This window comes from Caulobacter sp. FV2ps19, assembly GCF_058681035.1.
In genome coordinates, this window is record NZ_CM178729.1 from 3418732 (window position 1) to 3435346 (window position 16615).

The 16615-nt window shown below is 68.6% G+C and carries 15 protein-coding genes; 6 read left to right on the top strand and 9 right to left on the bottom strand.

Annotated features, from left to right (window positions below):
• The first annotated feature begins 3 nt into the window (after positions 1-3).
• Both ACW18B_RS16165 and ACW18B_RS16170 read left to right on the top strand, forming a co-directional pair.
• Positions 4-1506 carry a phytoene desaturase gene (locus ACW18B_RS16165; RefSeq protein ID WP_492048042.1) on the top strand — a complete coding sequence of 501 codons (1503 nt, stop codon included), beginning with the start codon at positions 4-6 and terminating at the stop codon, positions 1504-1506.
• A complete protein-coding gene (locus ACW18B_RS16170; protein WP_492048043.1) occupies positions 1503-2432 on the top strand; it encodes a phytoene/squalene synthase family protein in 930 nt (309 codons plus the stop codon). Before ACW18B_RS16165 ends, ACW18B_RS16170 begins: the two co-directional genes overlap by 4 nt.
• Here the strand turns inward: ACW18B_RS16170 and ACW18B_RS16175 are convergent.
• From ACW18B_RS16175 to ACW18B_RS16190, 4 genes are read right to left on the bottom strand one after another with little or no spacing between them, the layout of a single operon-like run.
• Positions 2429-2902, bottom strand: coding sequence for a sterol desaturase family protein (locus tag ACW18B_RS16175; RefSeq protein WP_492048044.1), 474 nt, complete (start codon positions 2900-2902; stop codon positions 2429-2431). The genes ACW18B_RS16170 and ACW18B_RS16175 overlap by 4 nt on opposite strands.
• A gap of 8 nt (positions 2903-2910) precedes the next feature.
• A complete protein-coding gene (locus tag ACW18B_RS16180; protein ID WP_492048045.1) occupies positions 2911-4119 on the bottom strand; it encodes an ABC transporter permease in 1209 nt (402 codons plus the stop codon).
• Positions 4116-5060, bottom strand: a complete 945-nt coding sequence (locus ACW18B_RS16185) for an ABC transporter ATP-binding protein (RefSeq protein ID WP_492048046.1) — start codon at positions 5058-5060, stop codon at positions 4116-4118. The genes ACW18B_RS16180 and ACW18B_RS16185 overlap by 4 nt, the downstream gene beginning before the upstream one ends.
• Positions 5057-5950 carry a polyprenyl synthetase family protein gene (locus ACW18B_RS16190; protein ID WP_492048047.1) on the bottom strand — a complete coding sequence of 298 codons (894 nt, stop codon included), beginning with the start codon at positions 5948-5950 and terminating at the stop codon, positions 5057-5059. Before ACW18B_RS16190 ends, ACW18B_RS16185 begins: the two co-directional genes overlap by 4 nt.
• 117 nt (positions 5951-6067) lie before the next feature.
• Between ACW18B_RS16190 and amaB the strand changes: the two genes are divergently transcribed.
• Positions 6068-7591, top strand: a complete 1524-nt coding sequence (gene amaB, locus ACW18B_RS16195) for an L-piperidine-6-carboxylate dehydrogenase (protein ID WP_492048049.1) — start codon at positions 6068-6070, stop codon at positions 7589-7591.
• A 701-nt stretch (positions 7592-8292) separates the two neighbouring features.
• Here amaB and ACW18B_RS16200 read toward each other — a convergent pair.
• From ACW18B_RS16200 to ACW18B_RS16210, 3 genes are all read right to left on the bottom strand, one after another.
• Positions 8293-8838 carry a cysteine hydrolase family protein gene (locus ACW18B_RS16200; protein ID WP_492048050.1) on the bottom strand — a complete coding sequence of 182 codons (546 nt, stop codon included), beginning with the start codon at positions 8836-8838 and terminating at the stop codon, positions 8293-8295.
• A 10-nt stretch (positions 8839-8848) separates the two neighbouring features.
• Positions 8849-10381 carry an acyl-CoA carboxylase subunit beta gene (locus tag ACW18B_RS16205; RefSeq protein ID WP_492048051.1) on the bottom strand — a complete coding sequence of 511 codons (1533 nt, stop codon included), beginning with the start codon at positions 10379-10381 and terminating at the stop codon, positions 8849-8851.
• 135 nt (positions 10382-10516) lie between these two features.
• On the bottom strand, positions 10517-11239 hold the full coding sequence (locus ACW18B_RS16210; protein WP_492048052.1) for an ATP12 family chaperone protein: 723 nt from the start codon (positions 11237-11239) through the stop codon (positions 10517-10519).
• 116 nt (positions 11240-11355) lie between these two features.
• Here ACW18B_RS16210 and ACW18B_RS16215 point away from each other — a divergent pair, with 116 nt between their 5' ends.
• A complete protein-coding gene (locus ACW18B_RS16215) occupies positions 11356-12726 on the top strand; it encodes a DUF1800 domain-containing protein (RefSeq protein WP_492048053.1) in 1371 nt (456 codons plus the stop codon).
• Positions 12723-13982 (top strand): DUF1501 domain-containing protein, encoded by a 1260-nt coding sequence (locus tag ACW18B_RS16220; protein ID WP_492048054.1) that lies wholly within the window; start codon positions 12723-12725, stop codon positions 13980-13982. Before ACW18B_RS16215 ends, ACW18B_RS16220 begins: the two co-directional genes overlap by 4 nt.
• Here the strand turns inward: ACW18B_RS16220 and ACW18B_RS16225 are convergent.
• Both ACW18B_RS16225 and crcB read right to left on the bottom strand, forming a co-directional pair.
• Positions 13979-14968 (bottom strand): RluA family pseudouridine synthase, encoded by a 990-nt coding sequence (locus ACW18B_RS16225; protein ID WP_492048055.1) that lies wholly within the window; start codon positions 14966-14968, stop codon positions 13979-13981. The two genes, ACW18B_RS16220 and ACW18B_RS16225, sit on opposite strands and share 4 nt — an antisense overlap.
• The gene (gene crcB, locus ACW18B_RS16230; protein WP_492048057.1) at positions 14965-15351 is read right to left on the bottom strand and encodes a fluoride efflux transporter CrcB; all 387 of its coding nucleotides are present in this window, start codon (positions 15349-15351) and stop codon (positions 14965-14967) included. Before crcB ends, ACW18B_RS16225 begins: the two co-directional genes overlap by 4 nt.
• 105 nt (positions 15352-15456) lie before the next feature.
• Between crcB and ACW18B_RS16235 the strand changes: the two genes are divergently transcribed.
• The gene (locus ACW18B_RS16235) at positions 15457-16590 is read left to right on the top strand and encodes an energy transducer TonB (RefSeq protein WP_492048058.1); all 1134 of its coding nucleotides are present in this window, start codon (positions 15457-15459) and stop codon (positions 16588-16590) included.
• The last annotated feature ends 25 nt before the right edge of the window (positions 16591-16615 follow it).

Consider the following 16615-nt stretch of genomic DNA (forward strand, 5'->3'; position numbering starts at 1 on the left):
AGAATGTCTCATTCCAAACCTCGCGCGGCCGTTATCGGCTCAGGCTTTGGCGGTCTGTCCCTGGCCATCCGGCTGCAATCGTCGGGCTTCGACGTCACGGTGATCGAAGGCCGCGACAAGCCGGGCGGCCGCGCCTATGTCTGGGAAGACGAAGGTTTCATCTTCGACGCCGGCCCGACGGTGATCACCGATCCAGATTGCCTGAAGGAGCTGTTCACGATCAGCGGCCGCAAGATCGAGGACTATGTCGAGCTGATGCCGGTCAATCCGTTCTACCGGCTGGTCTGGGAAGACGGCGACGTCTTCGACTATGTCAACGACCAGGCCGAACTGGACCGCCAGATCGCCGCCCGCAATCCGGCCGATGTCGAAGGCTATCGCAAGTTCCACGCCTATTCCGAGGAGCTCTATCAGAAGGGCTATGTCGAACTGGGCGCGGTGCCGTTCCTCGATATTCGCAGCATGATCTCCTCGGCCCCGGCCCTGATGAAGCTGCAGGCCTGGCGCAGCGTCTATGACAAGGTCTCCTCATTCGTGAAGGACGAGCACGTCCGTCAGGCGATGTCGTTCCACAGCCTGCTGGTCGGCGGCAGCCCGTTCGCCACCTCGTCGATCTACGCCCTGATCCACGCCCTGGAGCGTCGCGGCGGCGTCTGGTTCCCGCGCGGCGGCACCGGCGCGCTGATCCGCGGCCTGGTCCGCCTGTTCGAGGACCTGGGCGGCACGCTGCGTCTCAACGCGCCCGTTCAAAAGATCACGACGAAGGACGGCCGGGTGACCGGCATCCTCAATCACGACGGCGAATTCGAGGCCTTCGACACCGTCGCCTCCAACGCCGACGTCATGCACACCTATCGCGAGCTGCTGGTCGACGATCCGCGCGGCAAGAAGGTCGGCAAGGCGCTGGAGAGCAAGCGCTGGAGTCCCTCGCTGTTCGTGATCTATTTCGGCCTCAAGGCCGAGCATCCCGAGATCCGCCACCACACGATCTGCTTTGGCCCGCGCTATCGCGAACTGATCGGCGATATCTATAACAAGGACGGCCTGGCCGACGATTTCTCGTTGTATCTGCACTCGCCCTGCGCGACCGATCCCGGCATGGCGCCTCCGGGCTGCAGCAGCTTCTACGTCCTTTCGGTGGTGCCCAATCTGGAGACCGCCGACATCGACTGGGACAAGGAAGGTCCCGGCTATCGCGACAAGATCCTGAAGTATCTCGAGGATCGCTACATCCCCAATCTGTCGCGGGATCTGGTGACCAGCCGGATCTTCACGCCCAACGACTTCACCAGCGAGCTCAACGCCTGGAACGGCGCGGCCTTCTCGCTGGAGCCGCTGCTGACCCAGAGCGCCTTCTTCCGCACCCACAATCGCGACGACGTCATTCCCAACCTCTATTTCGTCGGGGCCGGCACCCATCCGGGCGCGGGCATCCCAGGCGTTGTCGGTTCGGCCAAGGCCACGGCAGGTCTGATGATCGACGACTTCCAGACGGAAACGGCGTGAGCGACCTCGAGGTTCAGAGCCGAGAAGCGATCCAGAAGGGCAGCAAGAGCTTCGCCGCCGCCGCCGCTCTGTTCGACGCGGCAACCCGCGCCGACGCCGAGATGCTCTACGCCTGGTGTCGCCACTGCGACGACGTGATCGACGGCCAGACCCTGGGCCACGGCATGAGCCCCGTCCAGGACGCCCCGGCGCGCCTGGCCGCCCTGTACGCCCAGACCCGCGCCGCCCTGGCCGGCGAGCCGCCCGCCGATCCGCAATTCGCGGCTTTCCAGACCGTGGCCCGACGCCGTCAGATCCCCGAGCGCTACGCCCTGGACATGATCGACGGCTTCGCCATGGACGTCGAGGGCCGACGCTACCAGACGCTGGACGAACTGCTCGACTATTGCTGGGGCGTGGCCGGGGTGGTCGGGACGATGATGGCCCTGGTCATGGGCGTGAAGCCCGATCAGCTGGCGATCCTGCGCCGCGCCCAGGATCTGGGCCTGGCCTTCCAGCTGACCAATATCGCCCGCGACATCGTCGAGGACGCCCGCAACGACCGGATCTATGTGCCGCGCGCCTGGCTGAGCGAGCTGGGCATTCCGGAGACGGCGGTCGCCGATCCGGCCCATCGCGAGGCGGTCGCGGTGATGGCCAGGCGTCTGGTCGACGCCGCCGAGCCCTATTACGCCTCAGCCCGCTGGGGTCTGCGCGACCTGCCGGTGCGCTGCGCCTGGGCCATCGCGGCGGCGCGCGGCGTTTATCGGCAGATCGGTCTGGATGTCGTGAGCGAGGGCGCCAAGGCCTGGGATGAGCGCGTGGTGGTCAGCGGCCGCATGAAGCTGTGGCGGGCGCTCGAAGGCGGGGTCATCGCCCTGCGCTCAGCGGTCTGGGACCGGGCGATCAAGCCGCCGGCCCGGCCGGACCTGTGGTCGAAGATCTAGGCCTCAACGCCCCGCGCCTTAAGCTGGGCCTTCAACTCGCGCACCGGCTTGGCCCACAGAAAACCGAACGACACGGCGCCGTCCTTGGTGTGCACCGCGTGATGGATGCGGTGGGCCTGGATGGCCCGCTTCCAGAAGGCTGACTTGCCGAACGGGGTCTTGAACCGCCGGTGCACCATGCCGTCGTGAAAGATGAAGTACATGAAGCCATAGGCGGTAATGCCCAGCCCGACCGGCAACAGCCACGGCGTGCCGTGGACGCCGAAATAGATCGCCACGATGGCCGGGGCCGCGAACACCACCGCGAACAGATCGTTGAGCTCGAACAGTCCCTCGCGCGGCTCATGGTGCGATTTGTGCCAGACCCACATGAAGCCGTGCATCACATAGCGATGGGTGACCCAGGCGAAGCCTTCCATGAAGGCGAAGGCCGCCAGGAACAGCACGAGATCGAGCGCCAGGGTGGTCATCACGGATCCTATCGACGCGACCGTCGCGCCAGGGCCTGGGCCAGGGCCAAGCCCGCCAGGCCGCAGGCGCTCAGCACGCCCCAAGCCTTATACACCCCCGACAGTGTCGCGTCGCGCCACAGGATGCCTTGATACGCATCAATGACCCAGGCGTGGGGCGTGAACCAGCCGACGGTCTGCAGCCAGACCGGCATCAGGAAGCGCGGGACCATGCTGCCGCCGATCGCGGCCAGAACCAGGATCACGAAGGTCGACAGCATCTGGGCCTGCTCGCGCGTCCGGCAGATCGAGACCAGCCCCAGGGCCAGACCGGCCGCGCAGACCGCGGTCGCCAGGGTCGTGGGCAGCCACAGGCCCAGGTGCGCGACCACGGCGACGCCATAGACGATCTGGGCGGTCGCGAAGATCGCCACGGCCTGAACGATCCCTTGCCCCACCAGGAAGACGAACTTGCCGGTGATCACCGGGCCCATGCCCGCCACGCCGGACAGCAACCGGTCGGCGACCCCGCTGCGGCGCTCGTCCATCAGGCCCAAAGCGCCCTGCATGGCCGAGAACAGCGCGAACAGGATCAGCACCGCCCCGGCGTAATAGGCGATCACCGCCCCGCCCTTGCGGGCGCCCAGCAGGTCCTCGCGGTCGAACAGTTCGCCCTCGGTCGCCTTGGGCGGCTCGGCCTTCAGGAGGCTGGCGGCCATGTCCAGATTGTCGACCTGGTCGGCCGTCAGCTCGCCGATGGCGGGCCGGATCTGGTCGACGCTGCGGCGCAGGGCGGCGTCGGGCGCGGCTCGCACCAGGGCCTGCTGCACCCGCGCCTGGGCCAGGGGCGCAGCCACCGCCCGGCCCGGATCGGCGATGATCAGGAACGGCCGGCCCGCCACCGAAGGATCGGCGCGCAGCACCAGACCGGCGTCGGCCTGACCGGATTTCACCTGAGCCCGCACCGCTTCGACGGTCGCCGGCGTCACCGCTTCGGCGCGGATGTCGGGACTGGCCAGCAGGGCCTTCAGCAGCCGCCCCGTGGTCTCGGTGCGCGCCAGGTCGGCCACGGCCAGCTTGGGCTTGATGTCCTCGCCCGTCGCCCCGGCGAACACCGACGAGAAGATCAGGAACACCAGGGGCGGAAGCAGGAAGGTCATCACCAGGGCCGCGCGGTCGCGCCACAGCTCCAGGGCCATCACCCGCACCATGGCCAGGATCATCTCCAGCCCGATCATGCCGCCTGCTTCCGCTCGGCGACCAGGGTGAACAGGTTCTGCAACGAGGGTTCGCGCACCCGGATCTCCCGCGGGATCAGTCCGGCCTTGCGCAGCCGCTTGTCCAGCCGGCCGGCGGCGGCATAGCCATCGACGTCCAGCCGGGTCCAGAGATTGGCGCGGCGGGTCGCCTTGACCAGCCCCTCGGCGGCCAGACGGATCTCGCCGGCGGTGTCGGGTTGCTCGAACAGCTCGACCAGCACCTCCATCTGATGTCCGAACGCCTCGGTGATCAGGGCGCGCGGCTCGCCCTCCAGCATCATCTGGCCCTCGCGCAGGAAGCCGACCCGATCGGCCAGTCCCCCGGCCTGATCGAGGTCGTGGGTCGTCAGCAGCACGGCGACGCCCACGTCGCGCAGCCCCCGGATCACCGCCTCCAGCGCCTGGCGGGCGTCGATGTCGACGCCGACCGTGGGCTCGTCGAGGATCAACAGGCTGGGCTCATGGACGATGGCGGCGGCGATATTGGCGCGGCGCTGATAGCCGCCCGACAGGTGGCGGACCGGCACATGGGCCCGGTCGACGGTGCGGGTCAGCTCCAGCGCCCGCTGCGCGGCGGCCGGAATGGCCCTGGCCGGCATCCGGGCCAGGCTGGCGAAGGCGGCCAGGTTCTCGGCCACGGTCAGGTGGGCGTAGAGAGCGATCTCCTGCGGCGCCAGGCCCAGACAGGCCCGGGCCGCCGGAACCCGGGCCGGGTCCTGGCCCTTGAGCGCCACTGTCCCGCCATCAGGGCGAAGACGCCCGCAGATGGTCTTGATCAAGGTGGTCTTGCCCGCCCCGTTGGGACCCAGCAGGGCGTAGATCTCGCCGGGATTCAGGGTCAGGTCGACGCCGCGCAACACCGGCTTGTCGCCATAGGCATGGACGACGCCGGCGACCTTGAGAATGGGCTCGCCGGTCAAGCCGCCGCCTTGCGTCCGGCGAACAGCCCCTCGACATAGCCGGCCACGAGGTCGCAGCCGCCGACGGCGTCCAGCGCCGCCCGACCGGCCGCCAGATGGCCTTCCATCGTGGCCCGCGCCCCGGCGATGCCCAGCAGCGACACCGCCGTGGTCATGTCGGCGTCCTTGCCGACGTCCTTGCCGGCTCCCTCGACCGAGCCCTCGGCGTCGATCAGATCGTCGCGGATCTGGAAGGCCAGGCCCATGCGCCAGCCAAATTCGCCCACGGCCGCCACGGCGGCGTCCGAAGCGCCGGCGATCCGGGCCCCCGCCTGGGCGGCGGCCATGATCAGTACGCCGGTCTTCTCGTGGTTCACCCGGTCGATGGACGGCAGGTCGCGCAGCTGATCCCGATCGAACAGGTCCCGCGCCTGGCCGGCGATCAGGCCCGAAAATCCGACCGCGCCGGCGAGACGCCCCGCGATCTCGGCCCGAAGTTCGCCGCTCAGCCGGGTGTCGGCGGCGATCACGGCATAGGCCTGGTTCAGCAATCCGACCCCGGCGAGGATCGCCGTGGCCTCGTCATAGGCCCGGTGGATGGTCGGCAGGCCGCGCCGCAGGCCGGCATTGTCCATCGCCGGCAGGTCGTCGAAAATCAGCGAGGCGGCATGGACCATCTCAAAGGCGCAGGCCGTATCCAGGGCCAGCCCTTCGGCGGCGCCGAACTGGGCGGCCGAAAGCAGGGTCAGCAGCGGCCGAAAGCGCTTTCCCGGAGCCAGGAGGGCGTAGCGCACCCCCTCCACCAGCCGGTCCGGCGCCGTCCCGGGTCGGGGCGCCAGGTCGGCCAGCCGTCGATCGACCCCGGCCCTCAGGGCCTCAAGACGTTGAAAATAGGCGGCGTTATCGTCCATGCGCGAGTCGCGGCCGTCACCATCACCCCGTTGTGGGCGCCTCATTTGAAGCCGCCCCCCCGCCGCGTCAAGCAGCCCCCTCTTGACCCCGGCGCCGGGCGGGGGTTTTCCAGAGGGATGACCCAGTCCCTTCCCACGCCCGCCGCCCACGCCCGCGCCGTCCTGGCCGCACTGGGCGTCGTCGGCCTGCCCGCCGATGGCGGCGTCGCCGTGCGCTGCCCGATCGACGGCTCGATCCTGACCCAGGTCGCCTATGACGACGCCAGGGCGATCGACGCCAAGGTTTCCGCCGCCGTCCGCGCCTTCCGCGACTGGCGCACCGTGCCGGCCCCGCGTCGCGGCGAACTGGTCCGCCTGCTGGGCGAGGAACTGCGCGCCGCCAAGGATCAGCTGGCCGCCCTGGTCACGCTGGAGGCCGGCAAGATCGCCTCCGAAGCGGCAGGCGAAGTGCAAGAGATGATCGACATCTGCGACTTCGCCGTCGGCCTGTCGCGTCAACTGCACGGCCTGACCATCGCCTCCGAACGCCCCGGCCACGCCATGCGCGAGACCTGGCAGCCTCTGGGCCCGGTGGTGGTGATCAGCGCCTTCAACTTCCCGGTCGCCGTCTGGGCCTGGAATGCCTGCCTGGCCCTGGTCTGCGGCGATCCGGTGATCTGGAAGCCGTCGGAAAAGACACCCCTGACCGCCCTGGCCACCCAGGCGATTCTCGACCGCGCCCTCGCCCGGTTCGGCGACGCGCCAGAGGGCCTGAGCAGCGTGGTGCTGGGCGGCCGCGACGCCGGCGAGCGGCTGGTGCGCGACCCCTGCATCGCCCTGGTCAGCGCCACCGGCTCCACCCGCATGGGTCAGGCCGTGGCCCCGATCGTCGCCGGCCGCTTCGGCCGCTCGATCCTCGAGCTGGGCGGCAATAACGCCATGATCGTCACCCCCAGCGCCGACCTGTCGCTGACCGTGCGGGCCATCGTGTTCTCGGCGGCGGGTACGGCGGGTCAGCGTTGCACCAGCCTGCGCCGGCTGATCGTCCATGAAAGCCTGGTCGACAAGATCGCCGACGCTGTCGAGAGCGCCTTCGCCCGCCTGCCGGTCGGCGATCCGCGCCAGGACGGCGTGCTGCTGGGGCCACTGCACGATCAGGCCGCCTATCAGGCTTTTGTCGCGGCCATGGATCAGGTCCGGGCTGACGGCGGAACCGTCAGCGGCGGCGAGCGGCTGCTGATCGACGAGCATCCGGACGCCTTCTATGTCCGCCCCGCCCTGGCCCGCCTGGCCGCCCCCAGCCCCGGCATGCAGCGCGAAACCTTCGCCCCCCTGCTGCACGTCGTGCCCTATCGCGACTTCGACGAAGCGGTGGCGATCCAGAACGATGTGCCCCAGGGCCTGTCCTCCTGCGTGATGACCAATGACGTCCGCGAAGCCGAGGCCTTCCTGTCGGCGGCCGGCAGCGACTGCGGCATCGCCAACGTCAATATCGGCCCCTCGGGCGCCGAGATCGGCGGCGCGTTCGGCGGCGAGAAGGAAACCGGCGGCGGGCGTGAAAGCGGTTCGGACAGCTGGAAACAGTACATGCGCCGCCAGACCGCGACCGTGAACTATTCCGGCGCCCTGCCCCTGGCCCAGGGGGTCAGGTTTGATCTTTAGGGGCAGAGCCACTTGCCCCCTCCGCGCCTGCGGCGCTCCTCCCCCGGAGGGGGAAGATGAGGTCGGCGCGTTTCATCTTCCCCCTCCGGGGGAGGAGGATGCGTAGCATCCGGAGGGGGCGAGTGTTCGCAACCTCACGCGATCTCTCGCTGAAGGGATGGGAAGGGCTGCGGAGCGTCCGGGCCTCGCCCGGATGAGAGTTTGATAAGTACCGTTTCGACGAAGACGAACGCTCCGCGCAGCCGTTATTCGGGAGCATCGCCGGGATTGGCGGGGTTTTAACCCGCTCCGGTAGCTAGGCCCCCGACGGGCAGGGTGTTGGCGCACCCTGGACCGCATGGGCGATTTCAGCCCATGCCTGTTGCGCGTCATCGGGCGTCGGCAAAGGGAGTTCCCGGCGGTCCGGGCCTGGCCTCAACACGGGACGGTCCTCGAGGGTGTCCACGCTCAGCCAGACCCCGCCGGGCCTTCGACGACGGCCGACGGGCGCTACCCGCTCGACCACCCCTGACAGTCGCAACGGTCGCCGTACGTGCGCCCTTCCCGTGCTGTCAGGTGAGATTGATTATGCGGGCGGTTTCAACGCCGGGGATAAGTTCGCGCGAGAAATCTTCAACCTATTGATTCTGCTGTGTTCGTGTCGCTGAACGCAGAGGATAAGTCCTCGCCCCTGAAGGCGGAGCACTTGTGGGGCGCTCTCCCTAGCCTCGCGCCAGAACCTCTTCGGTCGGAACGACGACGGCATATTCCCCGCTCAGGTTCGAGAGCGACATCAGGTGCCACTCTTGAGCCGGCCGCAGCACGCCCAGATAGTCGGCCTTGTCATAGGTGTAGCAGGCGTCGCCGGGCAGGGTGACGGCGAAGCCCAGGCAGTGGGCCGAGCGCACGGTGGCCTCGACCGAGTCGTTGGTGCTGACCCCGACGATGACCAGGTCGCGGAGATCGCGCAGGCGAAGCCAGCGCTCCAGGCCGCTGTTGGCGAAGGCGTCGCTGACGTTCTTCTCCATCCGGTGCTCGGCCGGCAGGGGCGCGAACCGCGGCTGGAACTCGCAGTTGGTCGATCCCGGCCAGAAGGCGCCGGCCGGCGAGCGCGACATGTGCCGCACATGCACGACCGGCCGCCCGTTCTCCCGCCAGGCCTGCAGCAGGCGCGCGATATTGTCCTCGGCGTCCGGATTGTTCCGCGGCCCGGTATTTTCCGGCAGCATGCCGCGCTGCATGTCGATGATGATCAGCGCGGCGGCCATGGGCAATCTCCTAGAGCGGTATGTTGTCGTGCTTCTTCCAGGGATTGGACAGTTCCTTGCCCTTCAGGCTCTTGAGGCCCCGGACGATGCGGCGACGGGTGCCGTGCGGCATGATCACGTCGTCGATATAGCCACGTGACGCGGCCACGAACGGGTTGGCGAAGGCGTCCTTGTACTCGGCCTCGCGCGCGGCCAGGGCGACGGGATCCTTGGCCTCGGCGCGGAAGATGATCTCCACCGCCCCCTTGGCCCCCATCACCGCGATCTCGGCGGTGGGCCAGGCATAGTTGAGGTCGCCGCGCAGGTGCTTGGAGCTCATCACGTCATAGGCCCCGCCATAGGCCTTGCGGGTGATGACCGTGATCTTCGGCACCGTGGCCTCGGCATAGGCGAACAGCAGCTTGGCGCCGTGTTTGATCAGGCCGCCATATTCCTGCTTGGTGCCCGGCATGAAGCCCGGCACGTCGACCAGGGTGATGATCGGGATGTTGAAGGCGTCGCAGAAGCGCACGAAGCGCGCGGCCTTGCGGCTGCTATCGATGTCCAGCACGCCGGCCAGCACCTGGGGCTGGTTGGCGACGATGCCGACGCTCTCGCCGTCCATGCGGGCGAAGCCGCAGATGATGTTCTTGGCCCACTCGCTGGAAATCTCGAAGAAATCGGCCTCGTCGACGATCTTGAGGATCAGTTCCTTCATGTCATAGGGCTTGCCCGGATCGCTGGGGATCAGGGTGTCGAGGCTTCTTTCTTCGCGCAGGGCCTCGTCGAAGCTTTCGCGCTCCGGGGCCGGTTCGCGGTTGGAGCTGGGCAGGAAGTCGACCAGGCGGCGCACCTGGGTCATGGCCTCCAGATCATTGTCGAACGCGCCTTCAGCCACGCCCGACTTGGCGGCGTGGACCCGGGCCCCGCCCAACTCCTCGGCGGTGACCACCTCATTGGTGACGGTCTTGACCACGTCAGGACCGGTCACGAACATGTAGCTGGTATCCTTCACCATGAAGATGAAGTCGGTCATGGCCGGCGAGTAGACGTCGCCGCCGGCGCAGGGCCCCATGATCACGCTGATCTGCGGCACGACGCCCGAGGCCATGACGTTCTCAAGGAAGATGTCGGCATAGCCGGCCAGGCTGTCGACGCCTTCCTGGATGCGGGCGCCGCCGGCGTCGAACAGGCCGATGATCGGCGCGCCGACCTTCATGGCCTGGCGCTGGACCTTGACGATCTTGGCCGCATGGGCGCCCGACAGCGACCCGCCGAACACCGTGAAGTCCTTGGAGAACACATAGACGACCTTGCCGTTGATCGTCCCCCAGCCGGTGACGACGCCGTCGCCGGGGATCTTCTGGTCCTGCATGCCGAAATCGGCGCTGCGGTGCTCGACGAACATGTCGAACTCTTCAAAGCTGCCTTCGTCGAGGAGCAGCTCGATGCGCTCGCGAGCCGTCAGCTTGCCCTTGGCGTGCTGGGCCGCGACGCGCGCCTCGCCGCCGCCAGCCTTGGCCTGTTCGCGACGACGATCCAGTTCCTCGAGAATGTTCTGCACGACTGTGCTCCCTACGCCTTGTCAGCAGCCTCCTGCTCCTGGGGCCGCCTTGTCGGATCGAGGGGTAAAGCCGCGCGGCCGCACTGGCAAGCCAGCCGTTACGGCAGTGCAGCAAAGTGCGCCGGGCTTCACCGCCTAGCGCAGGGCGGCGAACCACCGCTCCAGCGCTGCGGCCTCGATGGCCAGATTGTCGGCCCGCAGCCGGGCTTCCTCATCCTGGCCCCAGTGCTGGGCCTGGAACACCTCTTCCAGACGCGACAGATCCAGGGCCCGCTGGCCGTCCAGCTCGCCCGCACGGATCGCCAGGGCCAGCACCGCCGAGCCCAGCAGGCCCGAGGCATAGGCCACGCCGGCCAGGCTGAAATCGTCCAGCGACAGGGCCAGGGCCTCGACGGCCGCCAGGGTCGCGGCGGGCTGGGGCGTGTGGATGATCCCGGTGACCGGGGTGAAGGTCGCGCCCAGCATGCTCCCCGCCCAGTCCAGCACCGGCTGCCACTCGCGCGTCTGGCGCTCGACCAGGGGCGTGGGATGGTCGGCGCGATAGCACAGCAGGTCAGAGCCGGCATAGGCCGCCACCTCGGCCGCGACGGCGGCGCGGGTCTCGGCGATCCGGTCGATGGCGGTGAAGGCCAGACGGGTGGCGGGCATGACCGTCGAATCGATAACCTTGGCCTGGGCGTCCCACTCGTCGGCCACGAGTTGCGCCAGAGTCTGGGTCGGCAGGATCAGGGGCGACTTGGCCGGCGACTTGGGCGTGCGACCGTCCAGCAGCACCGCGAAACCGCCTTCCGCCGGCGCAATGGTGACGGCCTTGTAGAACCGGCGCGGCTTTTCGATTGGCGGGGTCTTCTCGGCCACGGATGATGGCTCCTTGCGCGATTATTCGAGTCTGACGACGGATCGCCCTATTCAAGGCGTTGAATGATCAGGAACGGCTCGCGGCGCAAGGCCCGGGACGCAAGGAGACAGAGCGTTTGTCACTGCCCTCCAAGGATATGATGGCCGCCCTGGCCGTGACCCGCTTCGGACTCGGCGCGCGGCCTGGCGACATCGCCGCCGCCAGCGCCGATCCGCGCGGCGCGCTGCTCGACCAGATCGACCCTCGCGGCGCCGACCAGCCGCAGACCCAGGCCGAGACGGCGGCTGAACGCTATGTCGCCATGCGGGCCTATCAGGAGCTGCGCCGCACGGCCAAGGACGACGGCGATCCCAAGACCGTCGCCGTGCAACAGGCTAACAAGGTCCTGCGCGAAAAGGCCGCCGCCGATTTCCTTGCCCGGGCGCGCCTGGGGGCCGGAACCCAAGCCGGCTTCCGCGAGCGCTGGGCGTTGTTCTGGGCCAACCATTTCACCGTCTCCAGCACCAAGGAGATCACCGGCGTGATGGTCGGCCCCTTCGAGCAGGAAGTCGTCCGGCCCTATGCGTTTGGCCGTTTCGAGGACCTGCTGGTCGCCTCCAGCACCCATCCGGCCATGCTGACCTATCTGGACCAGGCCCAGTCGGTGGGGCCGCGCAGCAAGGCGGCCGGGCGCAGCGGCAAGCGCGGCCTCAACGAGAACCTGGCGCGCGAGATCCTCGAACTGCACACGGTCGGCCTCGACGCCCGCTACAGCCAGGAGGACGTCACCGAATTCGCCCGGGCCCTGACCGGCTTCAGTGTCGGCAAGGAGAATGAAGACCGGGCCGGCCAGTTCGTGTTTCGCGACAACATCCACGAGCCCGGCCCCCGCGTCATCCTGGGCAAGACCTACAAGGCCGGCGAGCTCGACCAGGGGCTGGCCGTGCTGAAGGCTCTGGCCGCCCATCCCGCCACGGCCCGACACCTGTCGACCAAGATCGCCCGACACTTCGTGGCCGACGATCCGCCGCCGGCCCTGGTGGCGCGGCTGGAAGCCCGCTGGATCAAGAGCGGCGGCCGTCTGGATCAGGTCGCCCGCGAATTGGTCGTGTCGCCGGAAGCCTGGGATCCGGCCCCGACCAAGTTCAAGACGCCCTATGAGTTCCTGATCTCGTCCTGGCGACTGATCGGCGAGCAGCCGACCGTCTATCAACGCATCACCACGCCGCTGATCGGCCTGGGCCAGAGGGGCTTTTCCGCCCCCTCTCCCAAGGGCTGGTCGGACATGGCCGGCGAATGGTGCTCGCCCGACGGCCTGATCAAGCGCCTGCAATGGAGCCAGGCCTTCGCCGACGTGGTCGCCAGCCGGCTTGATCCGAACCAGGTCGCCACGGAGGGTCTTGGCGCCCGGCTCACCCCGCCCACCGCCCAGGCCGTCGCGCGCGCCGAAACCCGCAGCGAGGCTGTCGCCCTGCTCTTGATGAGTCCGGAGTTCCAACGCCGATGACCGTTCCGAACCTTCCCACCCGGCGCGGCGTCCTGGCCTCGGCCGCCGGCCTTGGCCTGTCGATCACCTTCCTGGGCCGCCCCGCCCTGGCCGATGTCGACGGCGCTATGGACAAGCGCAAGTTCATCGTTGTGATCTGTCGCGGCGGCATGGACGGCCTGTCGGTCACTCCGCCGGTCGGCGACCAGGACTATGCCGGTCTGCGGGGCGCCTTGGCCGTCGCGCCCGACAAGGCTCTGAAACTGGACGGGACTTTCGGGCTGCACCCGTCGCTGAGCGCGGTTCACGCCCTGGCCCTGAACGGTCAGGCCCGAATCGTTCCGGCCGTGGCCACGCCCGACCGCGCCCGCTCGCATTTCGAGGCCCAGGACGTGCTCGAAAGCGGCTCGGCCCAGGTCTATGCCTCAAGTTCGGGCTGGCTGAACCGGACGCTGGAGGCCCTGCCCGCCGCGCGCAGGGTCGAGGGGCTATATGTGGGCGCGACGACGCCGCTGATCCTTCGGGGCAAGGTCCAGGCGGCCAGCTGGTCGCCCGGCAAGGGGGTCGACGAGAGCGGGCGTCTGCCGACCCTGCTGCAGGATCTCTACAAGGCCGATCCGCTGATGGGCCCCGCCTTTGCGCGGGGTCTGCAGACCGAAAGCATGGCCCAGGCGGCGATGACCGCCATGGCCGCGCCTGTGGGCGACAACGGCGGGATGGCGGCGCCCGGCATGATGGCCCCGCCTGCGGCCGCCCGTAGCGGTCGCGACGGTCCCGAGGCCGCCCGAAAGCTGGGCGCGACCCTGGCCGGCTTCATGGTCCAGGACGGCGGCCCGCGCATCGCCGCCCTGTCCCTGGACGGCTGGGACACCCATGCCGGACAGGTCGGACAGATCGCCACGCGCCTGACCTATCTCAACGCCGTCCTATCGGGCCTCAACACTGGTCTGGGATCGGAGTGGCGCAACACCGTCGTCGTCACCGTGACCGAGTTTGGCCGCACAGCGCGCGCCAACGGCACCGGCGGCACCGACCACGGCACCGCCTCGACCGCCCTGGTGCTGGGTGGGGCCCTGAAGCCCGGCGGGATCATCGGCGACTGGCCGGGCCTGTCGCCCGGCGCCCTGTTCGAGAACCGCGACCTGGCGCCGACCGTCGACATGCGCGGCCTGTTCAAGGGCCTGCTCCGTGACCACATGGGCGTCGAGCGCGCAGCGCTCGAGACCCAGGTGTTCGCCGACAGCGCCGACGCGAAGGCGGTGACGGGGCTGGTCTAGCGCCGCTTGATCTGCCGCCGGGCGAAGGGGTCCTGATCGGCCTCGTCTTCCGAGAAGCCGAACTTGGCGAAGCCGGCCTTCAGCTCGGGGCTCAGCGGAGCCTCGATATACAGCATGCCCACCGACGGGTGCGGCAGCATCACCGAGCGGGCGTGCAGCTGCAGCTTCAGGCCTTCCGACAGCGGCGCGGACTTGTCATCGCTGTATTTTGGGTCGCCCAGGATCGGGTGGCCGATGGCCTTCATATGGGCCCGCAGCTGGTGCGTGCGGCCGGTGTGCGGACGCAGGGCCATGAAGGTGACGCGCGGACCGGCGCGGCTGATCGAGACGAATTCCGTCTCGGCCGGCTGGGCGTCCGGGTCCTTGGGTTCGGCGGGCACGACCAGTTCCCGGTCGCCGACGCCGCGCTTGGCCAGATGCAGCTCGATGACGCCCTCGACCGGGTGCGGATTGCCCGCCACGATCGCCCAATAGGTCTTCTGCGCCTTGCGCTTGGCGAACGAGCCCGACAGGCGCGCGGCCGCAGCGGGGGTCTTGCCCAGCAGCAGCACGCCGGAGGTGTCGCGGTCCAGACGGTGCACCAGCTTGGGCCGATTGACCCCCTCGCCCCAGGCGCTGAGCAGCTTGTCGATATGGTGAGTGGTCTTGGTGCCGCCCTGCACGGCCAGGCCCGAGGGCTTGTTCAGCGCCAGGACTTCCTCGTCCTCGTAAAGCACCAGCGACTTGGCGAAGGCGATGTCACGCTTGGACAGGGCCTGCTTCTCGTCGGGATCGGGCGCGTCAGGCAGCGGGGGCACGCGCACCTGGCTGCCCGCCGCCAGCTTGGTGTCGCCCTTCACGCGCGAGCCGTCGACCCGCACCTGACCGGAGCGGAACAGCTTGTTGAGCTGGATATGGTTGAGGTGGGGCCAGCGGCGCTTGAACCAGCGGTCCACCCGAACCCCGTCCTCGCCCGCGTCCACATAGAGCGTGCGTACTTCTTTCATGCCGCGAATATCCTGCGGGCGATCAGAAGGCCCGCGAAAAGGGCCGCCACGGACAAAAGCACGCTGGCGGCGGAATAGGTGAAGGCCTGACCGTAGGCGCGCTTCTGAATCATCAGCGCGGTTTCCAGTGAAAAGGCCGAGAAGGTCGTAAAGCCGCCCATGACGCCGACGGCGAGCAACAGGCGGGCGGTTTCATGATTGGCGTTGCCCCTGTGGGCCAGCCACGAGGCCAGCACGCCCATCAGGAACCCCCCGATCACATTGACCGCAAAGGTGCTGTAGGGCCACGCCGATCCCAACAGCCGGAGGGCCTGGGCGCCCACCAGATAGCGGGCGACCGAGCCGACGGCGCCGCCGGCGGCCACGAGAAGCAGTTTCGTCATTGGCTCCTTATGCGCCGAGCGCGCCCGAACGCCAAGTCATGCGGCGCTTTGAAGTCGTCACACATCTTGTGATAGCATGAAGGCGACACATATTCCGGAGATCGCATGCGCGGATTGGTTCTCCTGGCCTTGGCCGTCCTGGTTCCGGCAACAGCGCAGGCCAGCGTGCCGCCGCTTCCTGTCTTCGGTCTGGGTGCCGGCGGCACAACCGCGATCATCAGCTTCGCCGCGCCGCCAGCGCGCGTGGCCTGTGACGGTCGCGAGGTTGTCGTCGTTCAGAGCACGCCGATCCATCCCACGACCTGGCAGGCATGGGCGCCCGCAGCCGGCGAAACCTCGCCCACAGCCCTAGCTCAACTGGGCCAGACACTCTCCTTCTCAGTTGACGCCAACGGCGCGGTGATCGACCTCAAGCGCGGTCCTGGCCTCTTGCCCTGGCCGAGCGACGATCAGGCCGCAGCCGTGGCCGCCTGGCGGTTCGCGCCAGGCGCGCCGGCCAAGGGCTGCGCGTTCGACCTGGCGCCCGTCCAGACGGCGCTGGCTGACACCGCTCCGGCCAAGCTGTTCGAGCTGTCCGCCTTCCAGGGCCGCAACACGCCGCCGGCCATCCGCGACGCGCTCTACAAGGCCGGGAACTGCAACAAGACCCCTCGCCGCGCGCCGGACACCATCGCCTATCCAGACCTGCGCGGGTTCGGAAACAAGAGCGCCTCGCCGCCCTGGGCGGGGATCCGCTACAGCATCGACGCCGGTGGCGCGGTACGCGACGTGCAGATCGTGGCCCAGAGCGGCGACGCGGCCTATGCTGACACCGCCGCCTCCAGCCTCGCCGAGAGCCGCTTTCGTCCGGGCGAGTTGCGCACGGGATGTTATGCAACCTTCTCCGCCAAGCCCAGGACGACGCACGCCCCCGCGCGGCCCGACATCAAGGTCTTCGAACGCCCCGGCGACGTCTGCGCGATCAAGGAAGCCTCCCTGAACCTGCCTGAGACCAAGACCTTCCCACCGGCCTTTGCCAAGCGGGGCGTCGAAGGCTGGGCGATCGTCCGTTTCGACGTGGCGCCCTGGGGCCAGATCGGCAATGTCCAGATCGTGGCCGCACAGCCCAGCGAGGCGTTTGGCAACGCAGCGCGTAACCTTGTGCAGTCCGCACGCCCGTCCGCGCCGGCCACCGGCTATCGCGGCTGTCTGGTCCCGGTCATGTACGCGATCCCCGCCCCGACCGACGATTTCGACTGAGCGGCCGATCTTGGTAAACCTATAA